Source organism: Brevibacillus sp. YAE8 (genome assembly GCF_057543335.1).
The window spans coordinates 40,439-61,728 of the sequence record NZ_BAAIYG010000015.1; the positions used below are offsets into that span (position 1 = coordinate 40,439).

Sequence of the window (21,290 nt, forward strand, 5' to 3'; positions counted from 1 at the left end):
ATGAGTAAACTGGAAAAATACTTGGCGAAAGCACAGGAGCCTGTACAACGTCGTTCAGTCACCGTCACCATCGACGGCGAAGAGTGGAATGTGCGGCAACTCACACTGCTTGAAGAGCGCGTTTGCTTCCGACATGCGGTCGATAGGGAGGGTGGCTTCGACTCTTACAAGTACAACGATGCTCGGATCGTTAAGGCCACCGAACACGACTTCCCGTGGAATAGCAAAGAGTTGTTGCTGGCGTATCGGGCAAAAGACAAGTTCGACCTGCCAGCAAAACTCTTTGAGCGTGATCCAGAAGGCTATCTGGCACTGTTGCAAAAGGTAAACGAAGTGAACTCGAAGGTGAAGTCAGAGCAGGAAGTGGTGGAAGAGCTAAAAAACTCATCCGAACCGACGGAGAAGCAAGCCACCTCTGTCGGGCTTTCCTCAGCGGACGAGGACGACCAGTCGATCTCGTAGAGTACGAAGTCGAGCCGTACATGCAGAAGCTGTTTATCATGGCGTGTCAGGCAGTAGAAGCTGAGGAGATGGAGAAGGCGGGGCAATAGCCTTCTCCAACATTTAAGCGAGGTGATAATGAAATGTTCCTTTCTGAACGACGAATTCGAGAAATCGTGCGAGAAGAGATTGCAAATCAGCGTGCGGTTGACATCAACACAACCATAAAGATGGTGCAAGATCCAATCTTGTCTGAAAAGATAAAGGAAAGCGTTATTCAGTCTCTGACCGAGTCGCTTGAAGCTGCTTGTGATACTCCATTACGGCATACGTAGCCAGTCGAGCCGCCAATTTTGTCATTGACACAGCAAATTCACTCTCTGGATTTTTGAGTGAGTTGATGTGTTTTTGGATGATTACTTCTTCAATGGCTTGAAAATCGATCTCTTTCATTTGTCTCACCCCCTTCCAGCAGCTACCATTCAACAGAAAAGATGGGGAATCCTGTCGGAAAGTGTATTGATTCTACCTTCTTAAAACATGTGGTCACGAAGAGAGAAATAACGAAGACACTCCCGACCGAGAGTGTCTTCGTGCTATAATCTTCCATGTACAATAGAATCGGCTCCTCAAGGGTGGTCGGCTCATCCCCAGTAGAAAGGGGGTGAGGCTGATGGAGGTCTATCAAGCGCTGTCATTGATGTTCATGTTCGGTATGTTCATCTTGGCTTTGCTGACTTACCTCAAAAAGAAATAGACCGCCCTTGAGCTTGGAAGGCCAGGCGGTCTTTTCGCTGATTAATTGAGCCGCCCCCCTGGGGGGAACGTCTATTGTGCAGGCCGTAGGTGTTGCGAGCACCTACGGTCATTTTTATTGTAAGCGAGTTATACGACTTATATAACCAATATTACTGCAATGTTTCAGTTACAGCAATGTTTTTAATTCTTTATTTGCATAGAGCAATTGGTAACAGAATGAAACGATAAAGACGCTCTCACTCGGGAGCGTCTTTTTGTATCTCTTCGATACTTCGGATAAGTTTAGTCTCATAACTGTCTTGTTCGCCAGTTGCAGTTTCGTATCTTTTGATCCAGAACTCCTTTTGTGCATACTCGCCGTCAATACCCGGTATTTGAGTCAGATAATCAAAAAACTTGTTCAATGCATTTTCTTCTTTGGACTTCAACTGTTGTAGTCTACTCCTGATATTAACTATCGCGTTAAGGTGTGATTCGAAATTTGGGCTTGATTCATCATAAAGTTCTTCAACTACTTTTAACTGATGCTCAGCATCTTCGCGGTTCATCCTAGCTTCAATATACTCATCGTACAGTTCTTCTGCCAGATAGTCTTCTAGGTATACACCTAATAAAAAATCGAGTGATTCACCTAGTATGTACCTTAATTTAAACAGAGTTTCAAGGTTAGGTTGCCCTGCTCCTTTTTCAAATCGACCATAATACTGCTGAGATATGCCTAGCTTTTCAGCCATCTCCTTTTGGGTGAACCCTTTTTTCTCGCGGAGCCACTTTAAACGTTGCGAAAAAATCATCATAAAAAACACCTCATAGTATTGACCTTAAAACATATAGTTGTATAATTAAAACATAAAAGTGAAAGGAGGAAATCAAATGGCTATACCAAAAAACAAAATTGAATACTATCGAAGGATTAATTTCCTTACTCAAAAAGAAGTTGCTAAGCACTGCGGTATTTCTCAGCAATACTACAACAAGATCGAAAATGGAAATTGCCGGCTATCTATCGACATCGCTGTAAAGCTAAAGGAATTGTTTAAGTTAAGTACTATTGATGAACTGCTTGGTGAAGTTGCGTAAACATATTGTAGTAAAAGGTAAACAAAAGGGCAAGGAGGCTGGAAAATGAGCACTCAATTAAAATTATTTGAAGGTCAAGAAGTGATGATACTGTTTAAAGAAGATGTTAATTTTGACTTTCACGGTGATTTTCTAATCTTGGCTAAAAGCGTTTCGACAGTTCTTGAATATGCAAGGACCGAAGAAGTAACGAAGTTTTGCAAAAAAGGACAAGTGTTCATTGTTAAAAATAGCGATATTTCGGTTTCGGCGTTAAACCGAATCCGAAAATTAAATAACGCAGGTGAAGCATTTATCACAAACCTTGCATTGAATCGTGTTCTTGGTAAGTCTGAAAAACCAAAGGCTGAGCCGTTTCAAGATTGGCTATACGAGGACATGCTTCCATCCGTACAGAAGCACGGCGCATATCTGACGCCAGAGAAGCTAGAGGAAGTTTTGCTGAACCCTGATACACTAATACGTCTGGCGACTGATCTGAAAGCAGAGCGCGAGGCACGTATCGCAGCACAAAAACAAATCGAAGCTGACAAACCAAAGGTCATTTTTGCAGAAGCTGTCACTACAAGTAAGACAAGCATTCTGGTTGGTGAACTTGCCAAAATCCTTAAACAAAACGGCATACAGATTGGACAAAATCGTCTTTTTCAATGGCTGCGTGAAAATGGCTACCTGATAAAGAGAAAAGGAACTGACTACAATATGCCGACACAAAAGTCGATGGAAATGGGGCTTTTTGAAATCAAGGAGACTAGCGTCACTCATTCAGATGGTCACATTACCATAAGCAAGACGCCTAAAGTTACGGGGAAGGGGCAGGTATATTTCATAAACAAATTCAAAGATGGAAACGTCGCATGAGGGGATATGATAACCATGGTAGAAAAACAAAATAAAAAGTCCATCTTCTCAGTTCTTGGCGGGACAAGAAGATGAACTCATAAATAACCGGGGCAACGCCCTTTACATAACAGTATATCACAGACAGCACGGTTGTAAACGTGGTGTTGCCTCCGAAGTTTAAGGAGGAACCGGAGTTATGAGCAAAGTCATAGGCTCGAAAGAAATTGATTTAATCAAAAAAATATACCAAACCCACCCTCCAAGAGACATAACAACATATAGTCAGATGTTCCACCACCTCAGATTCGATTGGAGGAAAGTTGCCGAAGACAATAGATATATATCGCCACAAGTGATTGTTGACGTACTTAAAGATCAGCCTGATGACATTCGATTGGACTTTCTTGCCCAAGTGATATGGGCCATCATAAAAGGGAAATACGAGCAACTGCTCGACTATGCGTTTGGTCAGCCAGTTCACTAAATCGCGAAAGCACACTCAAACTCGGGTGTGCTTTTTGTCGTATCTTGTCGGTTGTTCCCGAACTGTTTGGACTGACTCATTAAAGGAGGTGGGGTAGAATGTAGGCGGGAGGGGAAAACATGCTAACCTTATTAGGTTTCATCCTGATTTTTATCGGTGTAATACTATTTTTCATAAACTTAATAAGTGGTTTGTTTAAAAAAACAAAACATGTAGAAGGTAGATTTTTGACCAATTTACTAGCCGACACAGTTGGTTTTCTCGTAAGTATTACATTGCCGTTATTAATTGCGTTACTTGGTTGGTCAATTGTTTACTACACAATTTATTAGTGAAGGCACCTATCAAGGTGCCTTTTGCTTTGGATTAAAAGGGGGTAATAAAGTGGGTACCGTTGTAGGAATCACCGCGCAATTACAGGCACGAAACCGCATTACACCAGAGCTTGCGGAAGTTGTCAAAATGACCCGAAAAACCGTAAAGGAAATGATGGGGCTGGATGATGCCACCGAACAAATGATAAAAGAAATGCGCAAGATGAAGCAAGAGGCAGAACGGAGCGCTTATGGTTTTAACCGTGAATTAGAAAAGATGCAGCGTGAGATTCAAGACTTGAAGCGACAACTAGGTGGACTCGATTCCACAAGGGCAATGCCAAAGGTCACAATCGATGACCAGGCAAGGCGTGAGATCGAAGCGATCCGTCAAGAAGTGCAAGCGCTCAATGCAGAAAAAGCCAGAATACAAACCGAGGTAGCAAATGCAGGTGGAGGATTAGCAACAGGCGGAATGATAGGAGCAGCTTCTGCTTATTTCGGGGCTGGATATATCGATAGCCTAATCCTGGAGACGCAAGCCAACGCCAGACGAGCGTTGTTGGGAGATACACCGGAAGAGTTGGCTCAGTATCAGCGGCAAGCTCAAGAGTTGGCGATGATTAATCCCAACGTGGACCGCACCTATATCAAGGACTTGATGACGCAGGCAACACGCTTTGACGGTGTACATGGGGCTGAAATTACAAAGCAGGCTTTGCAACTCAATGCGATCAGACCAGACATGGGCGGCGTCGAAGAGTATCAAAAGGCGATGATCGCGATGCAACAAGCGTGGAAGGATATTACGGATGTCGGTAGGTTTGGGGATACGCTTGCCGAGATTACGCGCACAACAACTGACATTCGCGGAGAAGCGCTAGACTCCATTGTTGAATATTCAACCCAGGTAACTAAATTTTTGGACACGCCAGAAAAGTTGGCAGCGCTCATGAAAGAAATGAATCAACTTTGGTCGATTGATAAGGGGTTCGACGCTTTAAAAGAGTCAACGTTGAAGCTGTACAACCAAGGCGACCTAACAAACGTACTCAAAACGGCATACGAGACCCAAGGTCTGTCTGCGGAGGAAGCCCAAAAACGATCTGAAGCTGAAGCCAAGAAAATCACAGAGCTAATTAACTCTGGGTCTGCAGCAGATCAGCAGTTCGCGGTAGGTGCGTTGATGCAACAGTTCGGGGGGATTCAGAATCAAAAAGTTCTCCAGAATTTACTTAACGAGTTAGGGGGTGGTCCTGGAGAAGACCTGGGGAAAGAGATGTACCAGAAAATGATAAGTGCCGCTGGGCGTATAGGGATGGCCGACCCAAGTCAATTCAATTACAACGGGGTACTGGAGCAGTCGTTTAAGACGTTTCAGGCAAATGATCCACTGAGAGGATTTTTGGAGGCTAAAACCATGCTGTCCAATGAGCTTATCGCATTAGGGACAGTGATAGCGGAAGACCTTGAACCAGCTATGAGATGGGCTGCGGATGCAACAAAAAAATTCAAATCATTTTTGGACGGACTTCCAACTGGTGCAGCAGTCGGAGTTTTAGGAACAGGGCTCATTGCTACTACAGCCTCCCTGTATTTATTCAAAAAGGCTATCGAAGGGGTGGGAGATCGCATTAGAAGAAGTGTGGGCGGCGAAATGCCAGACGTCGATCTCCCCGGCGGCCCCGACAAGCGAGGAAAAGGTGGCAAAGGCGGCGGCAAAAAGCGCCAGTGGTGGAACCCAATGAGCTGGGGAGGTAAAGATGATCCGGCAAAGAAAGCGTGGCAAGCGGCAGAAGAGACCAAAAAGATGGCATATGGAGGTTCGGTGCCACCGGAAGCCACGAAGTCCGGCTGGCGCGAAAAGCTAAGGAGCGTCGGCGGGCTGCTACCGGACGGTGATACAGTTGCAAAAGGCGCAAAAAGCGCCTGGGAAGGAGTAAAGTCAACCGGGGGCTTTCTCGCTCGAAAACTGCCGTATATCGGCGCGATCATTGGCGCGGGCCAAATACTCACCGCTGATGACAAACTGGATATGGCGGGCAAGGTCGGCTCAGAAGCGCTTGGGGGCTGGGGCGGCGCTGCGGCAGGCGCTGCGATAGGTTCGGTTGTGCCTGGGCTTGGTACGGCCATCGGCGGGATTGTCGGCGGCATTGCTGGCGCGTTTGGTGGCGGCGCTCTCTTTGACAAAGTGAAGACGTACTGGCAGGAAGCTCCGCCAACCCCAGAAGTACCGAAAATGTACAAGCCCGTGCCGCAAGAATTTCGCGATCAGATTCGTGCACAGGTACAGCCGCCCGTGCTTGGGCCGCCGATTCCGGTCGTGCCGCCAGTGAAGGCGCAGGAAGAAAAGCCGAAACTCGCTTCTCTGACGATCTCAGCTATGCCGATCACACTCAAAGCGGATGGCGTGCTGCAGGATGTCGCTGGCATGCTCCGGCTGCTACGTGACCCGTCCGTCTCGAACGAAATCAAGAGAATCATTGAGAAGGCCTTCATCGACTCACTGGAAACACGAGGGGGTGCGGTGACATGATACGACTTCAAGGAAAGTACCGCCTGACGTTCCCGGTCACGCCTGCTGAAATCGAGTTTCGCGGATACGGCAACGACACAGAGAGCACGACAAGCATCACGCTGCTGACATCAAACCGCATATCTGGCCGCCGCCCCAAGTCAATTGCCTTTGAATTTTTCTTGCCGGGCGACATCGAGGCTGACTTTATCGAGGTGCAGGGCTATCAGGGGCCGCGCGCCTGGCTTGCAGGTATCGACCGACTTGTTGGCACTGAGGTGCTCTTGACTATCGACGAGCTGGACCTTGCGTGGAATGTGTTAATCGGCCCTGTAGATGGTCGGTTCACGGGCAAATACGTCGACTTTCATGGCTCAATTGAACTGCCGTTGTTTGTCAAAGACGAGTTCGTCACATGGAGCAACCAGACACAGGTTTTGAGTCCGGCCAGCGTGATTGCCAAGCAACAAAAGGCACGGCCCAACACCAGCGGGAAGAAAGCTAAAAAGGCGAGTACGACAGGGTTTATTAGCGACCCGGCCCTCCAGCAGATACAACGTAACCGTATCGACAAGAAGATACAGGACTTCAAGCTTTCGCGTGTACAGTGAGGTGATTGAACATGAAAGTCATCTACGGCAAAGAGTCGGCGCGCTACGACCTGACCAGTCACGTACTGGAGCTGTCTTGGTCCTCGTCGCGCGGCCAGATCGCACAGAGCTGCGACTTCAAGATACGAAACGCCCCGCCGTTACAATCGGCGGGTTTTTTGATGGTCTTTTCGGGTTATGACCTGAAAGAATCGCAGCAGTTTTTTCACGGCCCTATCGTACGCTTTGAACGCGACGACAAGACAGGTGACCTGTCCGGCACCGCCTACGAGCTGAGTTGGTATCTGCAAAAAAACGAAACCTCCCGGATCAAGCTGAACGGCGATGCCGGAACCGAGCTGGCGCGCATCATCAAGGCGGCTGGGGTCAACTTCAGTTGCCCGCCCTTTGGCTTTACGACCAAAGAGCGCATCTCGCCGCAATCGTACACGGCGCTGTTTACCTCGCTGACCGAACAGGCCTACGAAAAGACTGGCTTCCGGTACTTTGTGCAGCACCAGCGTGATGAGTTGACCGTCCTGCCGGAAGGCCAGAACAGCGTCGTGCCGATGTTCAAGGCAAGTATGCTGGAGAACAGTTCGACAGGCGAGAGCATCGAAGAGGTGTACACGGTCGTGACCGTTGAGAGATACAAAGATGACAAAGTGGCCGCCAGCGCCACGAAAGAGAGTGCAGACCTTATCAAGCAGATCGGCCGCATGGAGAAGGTCGTCGACGCGGGCGAGGACAAAAATGTAGCGGCGATTGCTTCAAGGCAGTTGGCTAACCTGTCAAAGCTGCCAAAAACGCGGTCGATCACGGCCAGGCATGAAGACAATAACGCAGCCCGTATCCGCGCGGGCTGGGCTATCAAGATCATGGAAAAAGACAACAAGACGATCACAGACTGGATCGTGACGAGCTGCAACGCGCACTGGAAGGGCGGCCAATACACGATGGACTTGCAATTGGAAAGGAGGACGTAGGATGCAGTCAGTCATTGCAAAGCTGAAAGGCCAGGCTCAAGACGGCCTGCAAAACACACAGGGCGAGTTTGGCGTGCTGCTGTCGCTATCGCCCTTGTCCGTCAAACTCGACGAAGACCCGGCGCCGCTGGAAGAGGACGAGCTGGTTAAACTCAACCCGACGTCATGGCTGCCGGAGGATGTAGGCAAGAAAGTGGCCCTGCTGCGCTGTACAAACGGCCAGTACCTTCTGCTCGGGGTGGTGGGGTAGATGTTTCCTGAACTGACAGGCGACGAGTCTCAACTGGTGCAGTCTCCTGATAACCCGATTCCATGGACGTACAAGTTCGACTGGCAGACGAAGCAGTTGATGCAGGGCCCAGACGGTCGCTATCTCCGCACGGCGACATACGCGGAGTACCTGGAGGAGACAGCAAAAAAAATCCTCAATACGCGGCGTTTTCGGTACGAAATCTACTCCGAGCGATACGGTGTGGACTATCTCTACCAAGTCGGACGCATGCCGTCCGGTATGTCTCTGGCCGTCATCAAGACACAGGCGGAGGAAGCTCTGGAGGCACACAGCGAGATTGAGCGGGCTGAGGTCGTGGATATCAGGTTTGACGGCAATCGGATCGTATTTGGCCTGGAGATCGAAGGCACACGAGGCACAACCAGGACGGAGGTGGACGCATGGCAACGATAGACAAACCAGAAATGCCGATTTTGCGAGAGACACCCGATCAAATCTACCAGCGGATCGCAAACCGGATGGCGGCACTCGCCCAGCAGCGAGGGGATACGCCCCCAGCGACGGAAGAGGGCGAGGTATTCTACGACTTCGACTACCCGATCGCGGTAGAGATCAGCGAGCAGCAGCAGCTTTTCGAGTATGGCTTTCTCCAGCGTTTCTTGCCGTGGTCGGACGGCGAATTTCTGGACGCAACAGGCGTATTTTTCGGGCTGCCACGCAACGAGGAAGAAACAGACGATGCCTACAGGCAGCGCCTCATCGACCGGGCGCGCAGCGATGAAGGCGACGGACGCCGCCAGGACTACGAACGTTGGGCGCGAAACGTGGACGGCGTAGGCGGAGCCGTTGCGATTGAAAAGGCGCGGCACGATCTTTCCATCGATGTGTATATCACGGATATGGAAGGACAGCCAGCCACGCCTGAATTGGCCGGGCAGGTTCGCAGCAAACTGGAAGACAAACGGCGTGCGCTGCACGATCTGCAGGTGCTTCCGGCGAATATTTTCCCCGTAACGGTCGCCGTGAAGGTAATTTTGCGACCGGAAGCCGAACTGGCCCAGGTCGAAGAACAAATCGCCTCGCAAGTGAAAACATACCTGAAAGGGCGTTCCCAGATCGTGTACCAGCAGATCGGATCGCTCTTTTTCGTGGACGGCGTAGAGGACTTCACCGACTATACGCTGAACGGCGAGGAAGCCAACCTGACCGTGCCTGCTGATTCTGTCGCCACTCTGCAACTGGTGGTGACGACATGATCCCTGAACGGTACAGACAGATGGTGCCGCCTTACTGGTATGAGAATGAGGTTGCGGAGTATCATTTCGAAGGAACGGCTTCAGCGGTGGACGCTTTTCACGCACAGAGGGAGGACCTGCTGCAGCAGCTCACTCCGTGGTCGGCCACGTGGGGATTGGATATTTGGGACTGGATTTACTTCGGGAAAAAGCAGCTTTTGAGCGTGGAGGAGCGGCGCAAGAACATCCAGCAGAAGCATTGGGCGTACCTTGGGTTTACACCAAGCGTACTGCGGGCGATTGGCTACAGTTCATCGGCCAGCAAGCAAGTTCAGATGGTCGAGGATTTTGACAAGAAAGTAATCCGGTACGTCTACCCGGTCGAGGACCGATTCGATACCAAAAACGCGGTTCAGGCCGTCGAAAAAATCCGGCCTGTTCATTGCAATGGGGTTGCTTTTGAACCTGTGTCAGCGGAGCGTATCGAGCTGCGGGACGTGCTGATCGTTGGCATCAAGGAGTACCACAAGGTAAGGGAATTTCGCGTGGGGATGACCCCGATTAAAAGATACGAGGAGGTCGTCAGATGATTGCACAAAGCTACTTGCAGACTGTACGCGACGATCTGCTGGCGCGGGTGACGGGCGGGGATATTTTGTTGAACAACACCGTCTCTGTCCCCGTTCAGGCTGTAGCGATCTCGTCGCATCCGGTTGCTGGTATGCAGGATGCGATTGCGCTGCAGGTGTCCGCGCAGCACGTTGCCAGTGTTCCGGTGATTACGAGCGCAAAGTTGCGGACCAGCACGGGTGCGGTCGTTGCGGAAAAGACGGCCGGCATCGAAATGAACGGCGCGCAGTTTGTGAACCTGACGTTTGTTTTTGAAGTGAAGGGAGGGGCGTAGGGTGACGTACATTGCGAAAACGGACTGGAAGCAGGATGATCCGGTAACGGAAGTGGATATTAATCGGTGGGAGAAAGGAATCGCAGACGCACATGCAGCCATCGACACGATGCAGCCGATGATCTACAACCACGAAACCCGTATCAAAGCCCTGGAAAGTTCCCTGGCGAACGATCTCCGCGACAACCTGTTTTCTTTTGATTTCGCGTCGACTGTGGGGTTGAAGATCGAAGCAGGCTGGTTAGATCAGGCGCATGCGCAGTTGGTGATAAAGGCATGAGTGTAAGATCATGGAATCCTGCCAATAACGGCCATTTGCGGAAGGAAGGGGGAGGAACATGCCTGTAGTTACGTTACAAAAAACTAATTCCGTTGCAGTCGATACGTATTTGTATCAAGGAAATCCAACAAGCAACAATGCAACTTCCGATACTCTTTGGGTTGGTAATGGCGCGTCAGTCAATACCGTTGGGCGTGCACTTTTAAAGTTTGATCTTGGGTTGATTCCTAACGATGCAATTATTAACAGCGCAACTCTAAATATCACTATATCATCAACGCCGACATCTTCACGCGAATGGCGATTACATCCTCTTGTTGCGGATTGGGTAGTTGGTTCTGTTACCTGGAGCACACAGCCAGCCTTCGATTCATCAAAGTATGTGAGCAAAATACAATCCAACACAACAGGCGCAACTACAATTGATGTAAAAACATTAGTACAAGATTGGGTCAACGGGTCATACGTCAACTACGGATTTTTAATCAAAGATGCCGACGAAACTACCTTAAACACTTCGTTTGCGTTTCGTTCCTTCGAATACGTAACAGCAGCCAACCAACCTCAACTCACCATCGACTACACAATCCCGACAACAGGAAAAAAACAGGTTGAATATATATCAACCAGAACACCCGTTTATCAGTCAAGTTCAAGTAGCATAACAATCCCATGGCCCACTGGTGTACAGGTAGGGGATACTGTTTTCGCTCAAATTGCAATTTCTTCAAACTCCTACACAGTGACTCTTCCTTCTGGCTGGAAGCTCGAATATACCGTTAATTCATCACCGTATCGTTTCATTATTGCCTCCAAAGTCCTAGAATCAGGAGATACATCACCGACTTTTTCGGTAACTTCTCCTGTAACGTGGTACGGCACGTTACATCTATTTAGAAATGTAAAATCTGTTAATAAAATCACTGGCAGGGAGTCGGGCAATACGACACAATTACAACCGACACTTTCCAGCCTGACGGCTACTGTCCCAAACACAATTGCCGTGATTTTTAACGGTATGTATTCTTCTTTGCCAGGTAAAACAGTAACGGAACCTCTGAATTTCGCTGAAAAATTGGATACCGGCTCTAACGGATACTTCCTTCAAATGTGCTATAGGTATATGCACGAAAAGCTTACACTCACTCCAAGTGAGGTAGCGTGCAACACCAGTTCTAGCACATCTTATAACGGAAGCTTTTTAATGATGTTAGAGCCGATTGCAAATAATCCACCAAAGCTCACACTCACGTCACCTGCCGATAATCTCTCATTAGCGGAAGGTAGCACGTTTCCAATCGCGGGCGAGGCCAGCGACGCCGACAACGGCAATGTGGTTACTGTAAAGTACAAGATCAACAACGGCACAGCGAGGGCTATCGCCTCCGGCGTATCGGACGGCAGCAGCCCTCTTTCGTTTGCCAAGAGCCTTACCTACAGCAACAAGCGTCTATGGGACGGCGCGGTCGATGTTACCGGGGCGGACCTGGCTGAAAACGTCGATCACGTCCTTACCGTATGGGCCGAGGACGACCAGGGCGACAAGAGCGAGGAAGTGACCCGCAAGTTCCAAGTGATTTGGAACCGCCCGCCTACGATCAGCGGCGAGAACAGCAACCTCGGCATCATGGAGGAACCGCCATCGGTCGAGTATACCGTCACAGACCCGGAAACCAACCCGTTTACGATCACCGAGAAGATCAACGGCGAGGTGATCCGCACGTTTGCTGGCGCAGCCGGGCAGCAGGAGACGGTCACGATACCGCCTGATATGTGGCTGCGGCTTGAGCCAGGCGTGCAGCACGCGCTTACGATAGAGGCATCGGACGACCAAGGCATGACCTCTACGCGCACCTACACGCTGACGCGCTTCGTGGACAAGATCGTGTTTTCGCTGGATTTCGCGACTATGCAGCAAGAGACGAAAGACTTTTTCACGACAGACGTTGCCGCGAAAAGACTTCTGCTCACACCGATTTGGGACCTGCCCCCGGGCGCAATCCTGCTCGTCGAGGTCTGCAACAACGCCTACGATGCGGAGCCGACGTGGGAAGACGCAACCATTGTGGTCAAGCTCAACCGCGCGCATCTGTTTTCTAACGAGACAAAGACGGCAGACAAGTGGGGTATCAACTTCCGGTTCCAGATCGAAAAAGGCTCTGCCACACAGCCTATCTACCTAAAAGGCGTGGGAGGTGCTTTCGATTGAACATCCAGGTATCAAACGTCCGGCCAGTAAGCGCGATCCAAGAGGAAAAGCTGACACTGGAACAAGAAAAAGCGGTTCTCCAGCAGAGAGTCTCGGAGCTGTCGCAAGACAAAACAACGCTCATGCTGGCTATCACGGACATGTACGAGATGATCTTATCGTTGCTGCCGGAAAATCAAGAAGACTAGGAGGGGCTGCACCATGCAATCTATCGCTCAGATTTACGCTGACCTCATTCGCGATGGACTTAAAACCATCGAGCAAGTACCCAACAAAATTCGCGCCGAAGTCGAGGCGCTGGTAAACGCCAATGCAGACGCTTAAACAAGCTGCAGAGGCGTTTTTATTTTGGCTGTTGCTGAGCTTGAAAGGAGGTGAAACGCGCATGGCTATCGCCACCATTTACGCAACGCTGATCCTTGAGGGATACAAGACCTTTGCGCAAGTACCTGCGTTGATTAAGCCGGAGGTCAAGCGTCTGCTGGAGTCCCTGGGCTATCCAGACCTTGCTCAGTAGCTTATATTTTGACATCAAGACTGTCAGCCAGCCTCGTGCCTAGCGAGGCTATTTTCGTTGCCCAGACGGGAGAGAGGAAGAGAGTGAATGGAGAACTTTATCAAAACGGGAGTTGCTATCGGAGGCGCGGCAGCCTCTTTTCTTTTTGGCGGCTGGTCAGCACTGCTTTCCGTGCTGTTGACGTTCGTGGTCATCGACTATATCAGCGGCGTGGTCGCAGCGGGCGCAGAAGGCAAGCTTAAAAGCAAGGTCGGTATGATCGGTATCGCTCGCAAGGTCTTTATCTTTGCAATGGTTGCTATCGCGCACTTGGTCGATACGGCGCTGGGAGATCAGCACGTTTTGCGTGACGCGACGATCTTTTTTTACTTGGCCAACGAGCTTCTGAGCATCATCGAAAACGCAGGGCGCGTAGGGCTTCCAGTTCCCGCGCCGATCCAGAAAGCGGTTGAAGTGCTGAAAAGTAAGGGGGATGCACAACGATGACCCAACAGGAGTTTATCGCAAAGATCGCTCCGGCAGCCGTTGCAGACATGCGCAAAACGCGCGTGCCTGCCTCGCTGACTATTGCGCAAGCCATCCTGGAGAGCAACTGGGGCAAAAGCGGTTTGACGACAAAGGCCAATAACTTGTTTGGCATAAAGGGCACAGGGCCAGCGGGCAGCGTCTCTATGCCAACAACGGAGTACGTGAGCGGTAAGGCCGTCAAAGTAAACGCCAATTTCCGGAAGTACAACTCTTGGGCCGAGTCCATCGCTGACCACTCAGCGCTGATCCTCAAAGGCACAAGGGACAAGCCTACGCGCTATCATAGCGTGCTGGGCGCAGACTACAAGACAGCCTGCCAAGCGATCTGGAAAGGTGGGTACGCGACCGATCCGGCGTATCCTCAGAAGCTAATCGCTTTGATCGAGCGGTATGGTCTTGCTCAGTACGATGTGGATAAGTCACAAAAAACTGTAGATAACCCTGTAGATAAGGTATCGGTCGAGATCAACGGTAAGCGCCTGGCGGTGACGGGCCACCTCAAAGACGGCGTATCTTGGTTGCCAGTTCGCGCGGTTGCAGAGGCAGTCGGCGGCAAGGTGGAGTGGTGCGCCGCGACCAGGCAGGTGACGGTCAACGGACAGGACGTGACCGAGACCATCGAGAGTGGAGCAGCGTATGCTCCGGCGCGCGAGCTGGCAGCGATACTTGACCTGCAAGTGGCATGGAATCAGGCTACCAAAACAGTGGAGCTGTCAACTGGACGTGCGTAGCATGAAGAAGACCATAAAACAGGGGGATCAAGATGTCGTCCAACAAACAAGCCGATCAAAAAACGAAAGAGGCATTGCAAGTATTGCAGAGCGCAGGAGTCATCCAGACGCCGGCATATTGGCTCCAAAACGCCTACGAGGGCGGCACTGTACGGGGCGACTATGCTGCCCTACTCATCCAAAACATGGCTAAAAAGCTGGCTACCGACACGCCAGCCCCGGCGCAACCCAAGCCAGAGCAACCGAAACCCGAGCCGCAGCCGGAACAGCCAGCCAAGCAGCCGTTGCCCTGGAACGAGATTGAGAAGCTTACCAAGGCAGCGTCCGTGCATATCGACGTTGGTTTTGGCGGCACAGGAGTGCTGCTGGCTGGCGGTCTGATATTGACCGCGCGGCACGTATCTAAAGGCCGGACGTCTATCCGGGTTAAAACAAGCTCGCGCACCTGGCTGGACGCCACGCTGGTTGCTGAGCGTCCGCCAATCGGCAAAGATAGCGTAGATATTGCGCTGTATCGAGTCGAGAGTCCACCAAAGGGACTGCCGTACCTGCCACTGTCTACCGTACCGATCAGCAGCGGCCAAAAGCTCCTGACTGTTGAGGCTGAGTACACAGAGTGGATCACGCGCACGGGCGAGCTGTGCCAGGTGAGCACGACAAAAGAGCCGTGGGAGTTTGATTGTTCGATCCCAGCCCAACATGGAAACAGCGGCGGCGCTGCGGTCAACGAGTACGGCGAGGTTGTCGGTATCCTCGTCAATATCGCATCTGTGGGCATCCAAAGAGGTAGCGTGCGCCAAAGTGTACCAGGCTGCGAAGCTGTAAACCTACAGCATCCCGTGGTCGCTGCGTGGCTACAGAAGTATGTGTAAGTAGCAAAGCCCTCCTTTGCGGGAGGGCTTAAAATATCTTTGCGATAACAACAGCATCTTTTATCAGGATTTCTCCATCGTCCGGATCGTCATGCTGACCTTTTTGGTTGCCAGCTACTATGTAGCAGTGATATGTTGTAAAGTACTGTTCGCACTTTTTGGTAAGGTCTGCACCTTCCAAGCGACCAAACCCAGGAAGGTAAGGTCTGGTTTCGCTAAAGTCTCCCAAGTACCACGCCGAAGTGCCGTCCAGTACTTCCAGTTCTTCGTACTCTTCTGTGCCATACTCCGGAAACTCTCTTTCGTCCTCACGGTCTGGGTTGTGGCGGCTCCATTCACATTCTTCGCCGATCTCACGCTCTTTATCTTCGTACCGGATGCCGAGGTAGTAGTACTTGTCCTCGTTAGCGGCGTAGATTTCTTTTACCTTTTCGTACATTTCCACGATGTTCACTTTTGTTCACTCCCCTTTGTTTTTGTTTGTCATCCCTTGTTGTTATCTTTATTATACCTATTCCTTTACTTTAGGTAAAGGGGAACAGATGCGAACGCAATGTTAACTTTTTGGTTCGAACAGATGCTTGATCGTCTCATACCGCCACCTTTTGCCTTCGTCGAACGGCGGCAGCGTACCACGGTTTTTGCGATCAAGTATCGCCGACTTTGTAACGCCCAAAGCTCTTGCAAGATCCGCCTGATTGTACATGCCGGCAATATCACCAGGCGCATACTTACGCCCGTCAGGGCTGACGAGATAATCGTCAACGATCTTCCAACCACTCCACACTCCGGTTCCTGTCCACTCATTGCTGCTCATTTTTTCGTTCCTCCAGTACTTCTATATATGGTCTATGGTATTTTTCTTCCAATCTTCTTCTCGCAGATATTGCATCCTGTAGATCAGAGTATCTTCCGCCGTACATCCGTTTGCCCTTGATTGATATACTTACTTCGTAAGCCTCTTTGCCTTTTCTCACTCGCTTATGGATGCCTTTGTAGCCAGTTCTACTATCGCTCCGAACTTTTTTCGTGAGTAGTGGCACTTGCACGCCGTCTACAGTATGTTCTTCTTGCAAAACCTTACGAGCCGACTCTGCCTGGTCTACACGCCCGCATCCACAAGTAACTGCTTCGCCTCTGCGCAGGGTCGTTGCGTTGGTCTTTATTTCTCCGCCGCAGTCACATCGGCAGAGCCAGACTGCACTCCCGCTGGCGGTTGCTCCGTCCCGTTTTATGACCGTCAGCTTGCCAAAGCGTTGACCAGACAAGTCCAGAGCGTTTTTGGGCGTTTGTGTTTTGAGACAACCACAAGACTTTTTTCGACCACTAAGCAGTTGGTCTTTTGTCGCAACCGTTTCGTTGCCACAGTCGCACTTACACAACCATGCTTCTTCTTTACGCATTTTTTCCGGCAGTCTTTCGACGGCGATCAGTTTGTTGTACTGATCCCCTGGAGATACAGAGCGTGGTGCGTTTAGTTTGGGTTCTTTTTGCCCTTTTTTAGCTTTCGCGACACGGCGACCGCCGCGAAGATGTCCGCATGATAACGTGTGACCGCTGCGCAGAGCGTTGCTTGACACTACTATCTGCTTACCGCAGTCGCAGCGACACAACCAAAAGGAGTGGATAGCTTTGCCTGCACTCTTCTTTTCGTAAGATCGTTCCAGGACGGTCAAGTAGCCATACCTGTGACCAGTCAGATCGATCACCTGCGTTTCTGACACACGCTCACCCTTGAAGCAACCGCAAGACTGTGTGTTGCCGCTTCTGAGGCTTTCCATTCGCGCAATAATTTCTTTTCCGCAGTCACACCGACACAAATAGCGGCGTTTGGTCTTTATTTGCTCCACTTCTTTTATCACTGTGAGGCGTCCGTACTTTTCGCCCGTTATGTCTATCTTTTTTGCCATTACGCGAACACACTCAAGACTTCTTGATAGCTTACATCTTTCCAATTGCCGTTATCGACCTTCACGTATCCGCGCTCCTTGGAGTTATCGTACTGGTAGTAGCCGTTTTCCAACTCAAAGTACTTGTTGCCCAGCCAGTCAGTCTCGTCTGTCTCGATAAAAGTGCGTGCCAGCTTGTAGGTTGGGTGTGTCCCGGTGATTTTCGCCAGCCATGTTTTCTTGCCCTTCTTGTCATTGCGGAGTCGGAACGGCGTCTTTACGGTTTTAATCTCTGCCCAAGCCTGGCGGAGTGCTCCTGCCAGATACTCGCGGACTTTGCCGCCAAACTTTGCAATTGCGCTCTTTGCGATCTCCCATGCTCTTGCCATGACTTGTTTCATGCCTTTTCGCTCCTTCGTTGATTTCTTGTCTTTATTATACTCAACCCTTTACTATAAGTAAAGGGGAACGAAGGCGAACATAGTGTTAACTTGCATAAGAGAACAAAACCCGCTCTGGCGCACGCCGGGCGGGTTCCTTTTTCTGAGTCGATCTTTTGTTATGCGTCATCGTCGAATAAGTGAGGCTTATGATACTTTTCTTCTGCTGCTTTCCGCGCTGCGATCGCATCCTCTTTCTTGGCATAATAGCCAAGGCTGACTTGCTTGCGCTGTATGCCGATGTATGCCCGCCACTTTTGCTTGCTCTCAACCCATGTAACGCCTTTGTGCCCGCTCTTGTTGTCTTTGTGCATCTTGGCGATTAGCGCCGTTTTTCGAGTGCCGTTTACACGATCTTGGGCCAGATGTTGCATCATGCCTTGATGTCTCTTTGCTGCTTGTTTGCATCCGCAGCTCTTGTAGCGACCGGCGCGTAGAGACACTCCCAGCACGTAGGTTGTGTTTCCGCACGAGCATAAACACTCCCAAAGTAGGGTGTTGTACTGGTTTCGGCGGTCGCTAAGTTTGATGACTGTTAGATCGCCGAACACTTGCCCGGTCAGGTCTATGCGCCGCGAATCTATCCGTTTCATGACTTGCTCACCTCCGACTGCGTTACTTCGCAAAGAAGGACGAATTGAAAGATAATGACTTTGAAAGGTGATCTGCAGTAAGGGGCGGTTCGCAAAACATAAGAGGATAATTTGTGCATAAAAAAATACAGACCCCGAGCAGAAGGAACCCACGCCTTTCAGCGCTGCCGTCATAGACGACCTTCTGTTAGTCTCGCGCACGTCTGTACTTATATTATAGACACCAGCAAGGGATTTGTAAACATTATTTTCTCACAAATTCCACAAAATGGTTCATCCAAGAATACTCTTTGTGTAACTCTTCATCTGTAATCGGCACAGGGAATAATTTCAGGCCATAAGATGAGTAGTTTCCATCACGTTTATAAATGAAAGGTTTAAGCTGTTCGATGTACGTAGATTCATGTAGACCTAATTTGTTTATTTCAAGCGCTTGAAATAAAGAGCTTACTATGGCATCTGCGAGCTGAAGATTTTTTGATTGTCCTTTGGCCACAGGTTTAACTGATTGAATTACATTCTTTCGAATCTTATTACCTTTTTGATTTGTTACCTCGTGTATGTACTTCTCCAAGTCAGCATAGGATGTATTTGTTCTATTTTCAAATATGAGATTAGCTTTCCCGTAATTGTCCCCGATTAGCCATGTAACTCTCTCTAACAAATACCTTGTGCAATAGTTGTACAATAATGGTCTTATTTTTAATCGAGTATGTTCACCTAAAGCTTCTTTCTTCATGGCAACATAGGTGCAACGAAATAAGCCAGCGTCTGTGATAGTCTTTATTACAAATTTTCGTTTATCATGAGACAAATTTGTGAAATGCAACGGCTTAGTTGACTCGATCCGCATGAAACTCTTTCCTGTTTTGTGGAACAAATGTATGATAGGAGAAAAATTACATTGATCTGATGCAAATATCAGGAGGTAATGGCATGTACGTGCTTCGCGTAATGAAACCGATTCCCTATGAACATGTGGAGAACATACTTAACGTCCCATTTCAAATTACATATGACCATGACCGGGGAACGATTGTGTTGGTGGATGGTGACGGCAAAGTGGTTGATACCGAAACCATGAAATGGATAGGCCATTATCTCGTCTATGCAGCCGATAAAGCGAAATCAGATAAACATCTGCACCTACACGAAAATGATTGGGATAATGCTGAAATCAAGCAACGCCTTTTTAATCGTCAAAAAGGTCGTTGGTATGTATACTGCGATAACTGTCAGGCTCGACTCGATTCTTATAAGGATTATTCGTATTTTACATTATCAGTTCCATACAAACGGCAATCTGGAGGAATCTGGACTCGTCACTGTTCAGAAGAATGCGCCAACGATTACATGGCAAAAAAGCAATAATCGCGCGAGTCATCCACATCCCTCATCATACTCCACTAATGTGGGGTATTTTTTATTTGCATGCTCGCATCTTGTTCGCATATAATACGAACATAAGTTCTGTTTTGGGGGGGCGAACAGTATGAAAAAGCAACTGCAACGAGCCATAGACCAGCAGCATCATATCCAGATCATCTACCTGGGCAGCGACGGCCGGACGACAAAGCGCACCTTGCGGCCGCTGGAGATCGTTGGCGACAGATTAAAGGCGTACTGCCTCACAAGGCGAGCGCCGCGCGTGTTTTTGATCGACAACATCCTCGCATGCCAGGCGGTGGTGATCCGCCATGCTGTCTGATACTGAGCGCAAGGTGCTGCGGATCATCGGCAACTACACGGTCGGGCGGCGACGCACGCCTACAGTTGACGAGCTGTGTATCAAGACGGGCCGTAGTCGCGGCGGCATCATGACCGTGCTGGAAGTGCTGGCGCGCGAGGAATACATCGAGTGGAACCGTATGCAGCCGGACGACATTGAACTGCTCGAAGCATGGGAAAGGAACGGTGTGTTGAAGTGGCCTCTAAGATAAGAAACCCGACCGTTGGTCGTTTTGTCCTGCCGCAACAGCGGGAACTGTACCTGCAGATGCGCGAGGACGAGAAGCTGGTACCGATGCCAGTGCTGGAGCAAGACGAGCTGGAATCAATGCAGTACCTCATCCGCGACTCGGCGCGTGAAGATTACGCCGTCACAGTGACCTGGTGGCAGCCGACAAAAGGCGATCTCGGCAAAATCTGCTCCATGTGGGGCGTCGTAAAGTGGATCGACCAGAACGGCCGGAGAATCAAGCTGGCGAATGATGAGGACTGGCGGTGGATACCGATTGATGCTATCGTTAGTGTTCGTACATAAGCAGGAACCCGCCTTGTTTATAGGGCGGGTTATTTGCTATTCAAATCTCCTAATCTCCCAACTCAAAAGATTTACGAAGTCGAGGAGATCTGCGCAGGCAGTCATCACAAATTTGCGGGCGTGGTTGTGGTCTACCGCACTTTACGCAGTTGGTCATATGCTCTTACCTACCTGTTCCAACACCTTGATAAACAGGGGAGACAATTGGATCAGGATGTATCCAAGTCCCGCGTTTTGGATGGTTGACCAAGCCCGATCGGCCTGCCCAAACATGAAGAAGAAACAACCTCCGATCATGACCACAGATGCAACAGGCAGCGAAATGGCAACAAGTATCTGCGTCAGTGGATCGAGTGCATGAGCTAGCACCTGAAGCGTTGTGCCAGCCACAACCTGTGTAGCGGACGCTGTAAGGCTCTCTGCGGCGCTTGCATGGGCAGCCGTGGTGAGGGCGAGGGGGATCAAAGTCCCGGCCTTCACGAGCGTATCTGTAACCTTTTTCAACTCCTTCTTTTTCTTCTCTGGCAGCTTCCACGTCCCATCCATAAAATCCCGAAACTTGATAACCTCTGTTCTAGCCATTAT

General features: G+C 49.8%; 34 protein-coding genes. 25 read left to right on the plus strand and 9 right to left on the minus strand.

What is annotated here, in order from left to right; all coding sequences use genetic code 11:
• Positions 1–462 carry a hypothetical protein gene (locus AC27IT_RS17155; protein WP_487091975.1) on the plus strand — a complete coding sequence of 154 codons (462 nt, stop codon included), beginning with the start codon at positions 1–3 and terminating at the stop codon, positions 460–462.
• 252 nt (positions 463–714) lie between these two features.
• Here AC27IT_RS17155 and AC27IT_RS17160 read toward each other — a convergent pair whose 3' ends face one another.
• Positions 715–894, minus strand: coding sequence for a hypothetical protein (locus AC27IT_RS17160; protein ID WP_487091976.1), 180 nt, complete (start codon positions 892–894; stop codon positions 715–717).
• Between the two features lie 253 nt (positions 895–1,147).
• On the opposite strand from AC27IT_RS17160, the gene AC27IT_RS17165 reads away from it, so the two are divergent.
• Entirely contained in the window at positions 1,148–1,198 is a 51-nt protein-coding gene (locus AC27IT_RS17165; RefSeq protein WP_231504337.1) for a putative holin-like toxin, read from the plus strand.
• Between the two features lie 238 nt (positions 1,199–1,436).
• Here the strand turns inward: AC27IT_RS17165 and AC27IT_RS17170 are convergent, their stop codons facing one another.
• A complete protein-coding gene (locus AC27IT_RS17170; protein ID WP_487091977.1) occupies positions 1,437–1,997 on the minus strand; it encodes a helix-turn-helix domain-containing protein in 561 nt (186 codons plus the stop codon).
• A 76-nt stretch (positions 1,998–2,073) separates the two neighbouring features.
• Here AC27IT_RS17170 and AC27IT_RS17175 point away from each other — a divergent pair, with 76 nt between their 5' ends.
• The 19 genes from AC27IT_RS17175 (at position 2,074) to AC27IT_RS17265 (ending at position 15,520) form a co-directional block, all read left to right on the plus strand.
• Complete coding sequence (locus tag AC27IT_RS17175) at positions 2,074–2,280, plus strand: helix-turn-helix transcriptional regulator (protein WP_487091978.1); 207 nt, start codon at positions 2,074–2,076, stop codon at positions 2,278–2,280.
• Positions 2,281–2,325: 45 nt separating this feature from the next.
• Positions 2,326–3,141 (plus strand): phage antirepressor KilAC domain-containing protein, encoded by an 816-nt coding sequence (locus AC27IT_RS17180; protein WP_487091979.1) that lies wholly within the window; start codon positions 2,326–2,328, stop codon positions 3,139–3,141.
• 178 nt (positions 3,142–3,319) lie between these two features.
• Positions 3,320–3,607: a hypothetical protein gene (locus tag AC27IT_RS17185; RefSeq protein ID WP_487091980.1), complete on the plus strand. Its 288-nt coding sequence runs from the start codon at positions 3,320–3,322 to the stop codon at positions 3,605–3,607.
• Between the two features lie 384 nt (positions 3,608–3,991).
• Positions 3,992–6,457 (plus strand): hypothetical protein, encoded by a 2,466-nt coding sequence (locus tag AC27IT_RS17190; protein ID WP_487091981.1) that lies wholly within the window; start codon positions 3,992–3,994, stop codon positions 6,455–6,457.
• Complete coding sequence (locus AC27IT_RS17195) at positions 6,454–7,047, plus strand: hypothetical protein (protein WP_487091982.1); 594 nt, start codon at positions 6,454–6,456, stop codon at positions 7,045–7,047. The genes AC27IT_RS17190 and AC27IT_RS17195 overlap by 4 nt, the downstream gene beginning before the upstream one ends.
• 11 nt (positions 7,048–7,058) lie before the next feature.
• The gene (locus AC27IT_RS17200; protein WP_487091983.1) at positions 7,059–8,012 is read left to right on the plus strand and encodes an XkdQ/YqbQ family protein; all 954 of its coding nucleotides are present in this window, start codon (positions 7,059–7,061) and stop codon (positions 8,010–8,012) included.
• Between the two features lies 1 nt (position 8,013).
• Positions 8,014–8,262 carry a hypothetical protein gene (locus AC27IT_RS17205; protein WP_221842936.1) on the plus strand — a complete coding sequence of 83 codons (249 nt, stop codon included), beginning with the start codon at positions 8,014–8,016 and terminating at the stop codon, positions 8,260–8,262.
• On the plus strand, positions 8,263–8,697 hold the full coding sequence (locus tag AC27IT_RS17210) for a DUF2634 domain-containing protein (protein WP_487091984.1): 435 nt from the start codon (positions 8,263–8,265) through the stop codon (positions 8,695–8,697). It abuts the gene before it with no gap.
• Positions 8,685–9,500, plus strand: coding sequence for a baseplate J/gp47 family protein (locus tag AC27IT_RS17215; protein WP_487091985.1), 816 nt, complete (start codon positions 8,685–8,687; stop codon positions 9,498–9,500). Before AC27IT_RS17210 ends, AC27IT_RS17215 begins: the two co-directional genes overlap by 13 nt.
• A complete protein-coding gene (locus AC27IT_RS17220; protein ID WP_487091986.1) occupies positions 9,497–10,069 on the plus strand; it encodes a hypothetical protein in 573 nt (190 codons plus the stop codon). Before AC27IT_RS17215 ends, AC27IT_RS17220 begins: the two co-directional genes overlap by 4 nt.
• Complete coding sequence (locus AC27IT_RS17225) at positions 10,066–10,383, plus strand: hypothetical protein (protein ID WP_487091987.1); 318 nt, start codon at positions 10,066–10,068, stop codon at positions 10,381–10,383. Before AC27IT_RS17220 ends, AC27IT_RS17225 begins: the two co-directional genes overlap by 4 nt.
• A gap of 1 nt (position 10,384) precedes the next feature.
• Positions 10,385–10,663, plus strand: coding sequence for a hypothetical protein (locus tag AC27IT_RS17230; RefSeq protein WP_487091988.1), 279 nt, complete (start codon positions 10,385–10,387; stop codon positions 10,661–10,663).
• 58 nt (positions 10,664–10,721) lie between these two features.
• Entirely contained in the window at positions 10,722–12,872 is a 2,151-nt protein-coding gene (locus AC27IT_RS17235; RefSeq protein WP_487091989.1) for a DNRLRE domain-containing protein, read from the plus strand.
• Positions 12,869–13,060, plus strand: coding sequence for a hypothetical protein (locus tag AC27IT_RS17240; protein WP_487091990.1), 192 nt, complete (start codon positions 12,869–12,871; stop codon positions 13,058–13,060). The genes AC27IT_RS17235 and AC27IT_RS17240 overlap by 4 nt, the downstream gene beginning before the upstream one ends.
• A gap of 13 nt (positions 13,061–13,073) precedes the next feature.
• The gene (locus tag AC27IT_RS17245) at positions 13,074–13,196 is read left to right on the plus strand and encodes an ASCH domain-containing protein (protein ID WP_005837523.1); all 123 of its coding nucleotides are present in this window, start codon (positions 13,074–13,076) and stop codon (positions 13,194–13,196) included.
• Between the two features lie 61 nt (positions 13,197–13,257).
• Entirely contained in the window at positions 13,258–13,389 is a 132-nt protein-coding gene (locus AC27IT_RS17250) for a CD1375 family protein (protein ID WP_277813210.1), read from the plus strand.
• Positions 13,390–13,476: 87 nt separating this feature from the next.
• Positions 13,477–13,875 carry a phage holin family protein gene (locus tag AC27IT_RS17255; protein WP_487091991.1) on the plus strand — a complete coding sequence of 133 codons (399 nt, stop codon included), beginning with the start codon at positions 13,477–13,479 and terminating at the stop codon, positions 13,873–13,875.
• Positions 13,872–14,648, plus strand: a complete 777-nt coding sequence (locus tag AC27IT_RS17260) for a glucosaminidase domain-containing protein (RefSeq protein ID WP_487091992.1) — start codon at positions 13,872–13,874, stop codon at positions 14,646–14,648. The genes AC27IT_RS17255 and AC27IT_RS17260 overlap by 4 nt, the downstream gene beginning before the upstream one ends.
• Positions 14,649–14,680: 32 nt before the next feature.
• On the plus strand, positions 14,681–15,520 hold the full coding sequence (locus AC27IT_RS17265; RefSeq protein ID WP_487091993.1) for a S1 family peptidase: 840 nt from the start codon (positions 14,681–14,683) through the stop codon (positions 15,518–15,520).
• A 28-nt stretch (positions 15,521–15,548) separates the two neighbouring features.
• Here AC27IT_RS17265 and AC27IT_RS17270 read toward each other — a convergent pair whose 3' ends face one another.
• The 6 genes from AC27IT_RS17270 to AC27IT_RS17295 all read right to left on the minus strand — a co-directional run bounded on the left by AC27IT_RS17270 (position 15,549) and on the right by AC27IT_RS17295 (position 19,295).
• Positions 15,549–15,974 (minus strand): hypothetical protein, encoded by a 426-nt coding sequence (locus AC27IT_RS17270; protein ID WP_487091994.1) that lies wholly within the window; start codon positions 15,972–15,974, stop codon positions 15,549–15,551.
• Between the two features lie 102 nt (positions 15,975–16,076).
• Positions 16,077–16,337 carry a DUF3653 domain-containing protein gene (locus tag AC27IT_RS17275; RefSeq protein ID WP_487091995.1) on the minus strand — a complete coding sequence of 87 codons (261 nt, stop codon included), beginning with the start codon at positions 16,335–16,337 and terminating at the stop codon, positions 16,077–16,079.
• On the minus strand, positions 16,324–17,430 hold the full coding sequence (locus tag AC27IT_RS17280; protein WP_487091996.1) for a hypothetical protein: 1,107 nt from the start codon (positions 17,428–17,430) through the stop codon (positions 16,324–16,326). Before AC27IT_RS17280 ends, AC27IT_RS17275 begins: the two co-directional genes overlap by 14 nt.
• Positions 17,430–17,810: a hypothetical protein gene (locus AC27IT_RS17285; RefSeq protein ID WP_487091997.1), complete on the minus strand. Its 381-nt coding sequence runs from the start codon at positions 17,808–17,810 to the stop codon at positions 17,430–17,432. The genes AC27IT_RS17280 and AC27IT_RS17285 overlap by 1 nt, the downstream gene beginning before the upstream one ends.
• A gap of 158 nt (positions 17,811–17,968) precedes the next feature.
• Positions 17,969–18,616, minus strand: a complete 648-nt coding sequence (locus AC27IT_RS17290; RefSeq protein WP_487091998.1) for an HNH endonuclease — start codon at positions 18,614–18,616, stop codon at positions 17,969–17,971.
• A 70-nt stretch (positions 18,617–18,686) separates the two neighbouring features.
• Complete coding sequence (locus AC27IT_RS17295; RefSeq protein ID WP_487091999.1) at positions 18,687–19,295, minus strand: DUF3800 domain-containing protein; 609 nt, start codon at positions 19,293–19,295, stop codon at positions 18,687–18,689.
• A gap of 83 nt (positions 19,296–19,378) precedes the next feature.
• Here AC27IT_RS17295 and AC27IT_RS17300 point away from each other — a divergent pair, with 83 nt between their 5' ends.
• The 4 genes from AC27IT_RS17300 (at position 19,379) to AC27IT_RS17315 (ending at position 20,705) form a co-directional block, all read left to right on the plus strand.
• Positions 19,379–19,813 carry a hypothetical protein gene (locus AC27IT_RS17300; RefSeq protein WP_487092000.1) on the plus strand — a complete coding sequence of 145 codons (435 nt, stop codon included), beginning with the start codon at positions 19,379–19,381 and terminating at the stop codon, positions 19,811–19,813.
• A 121-nt stretch (positions 19,814–19,934) separates the two neighbouring features.
• On the plus strand, positions 19,935–20,150 hold the full coding sequence (locus tag AC27IT_RS17305; protein WP_487092001.1) for a WYL domain-containing protein: 216 nt from the start codon (positions 19,935–19,937) through the stop codon (positions 20,148–20,150).
• Positions 20,140–20,382: a LexA family transcriptional regulator gene (locus AC27IT_RS17310; protein WP_487092002.1), complete on the plus strand. Its 243-nt coding sequence runs from the start codon at positions 20,140–20,142 to the stop codon at positions 20,380–20,382. Before AC27IT_RS17305 ends, AC27IT_RS17310 begins: the two co-directional genes overlap by 11 nt.
• Positions 20,367–20,705: a YolD-like family protein gene (locus AC27IT_RS17315; protein ID WP_487092003.1), complete on the plus strand. Its 339-nt coding sequence runs from the start codon at positions 20,367–20,369 to the stop codon at positions 20,703–20,705. The genes AC27IT_RS17310 and AC27IT_RS17315 overlap by 16 nt, the downstream gene beginning before the upstream one ends.
• 153 nt (positions 20,706–20,858) lie before the next feature.
• Here AC27IT_RS17315 and AC27IT_RS17320 read toward each other — a convergent pair whose 3' ends face one another.
• A complete protein-coding gene (locus AC27IT_RS17320; RefSeq protein WP_487092004.1) occupies positions 20,859–21,287 on the minus strand; it encodes a hypothetical protein in 429 nt (142 codons plus the stop codon).
• Positions 21,288–21,290 lie beyond the last annotated feature (3 nt).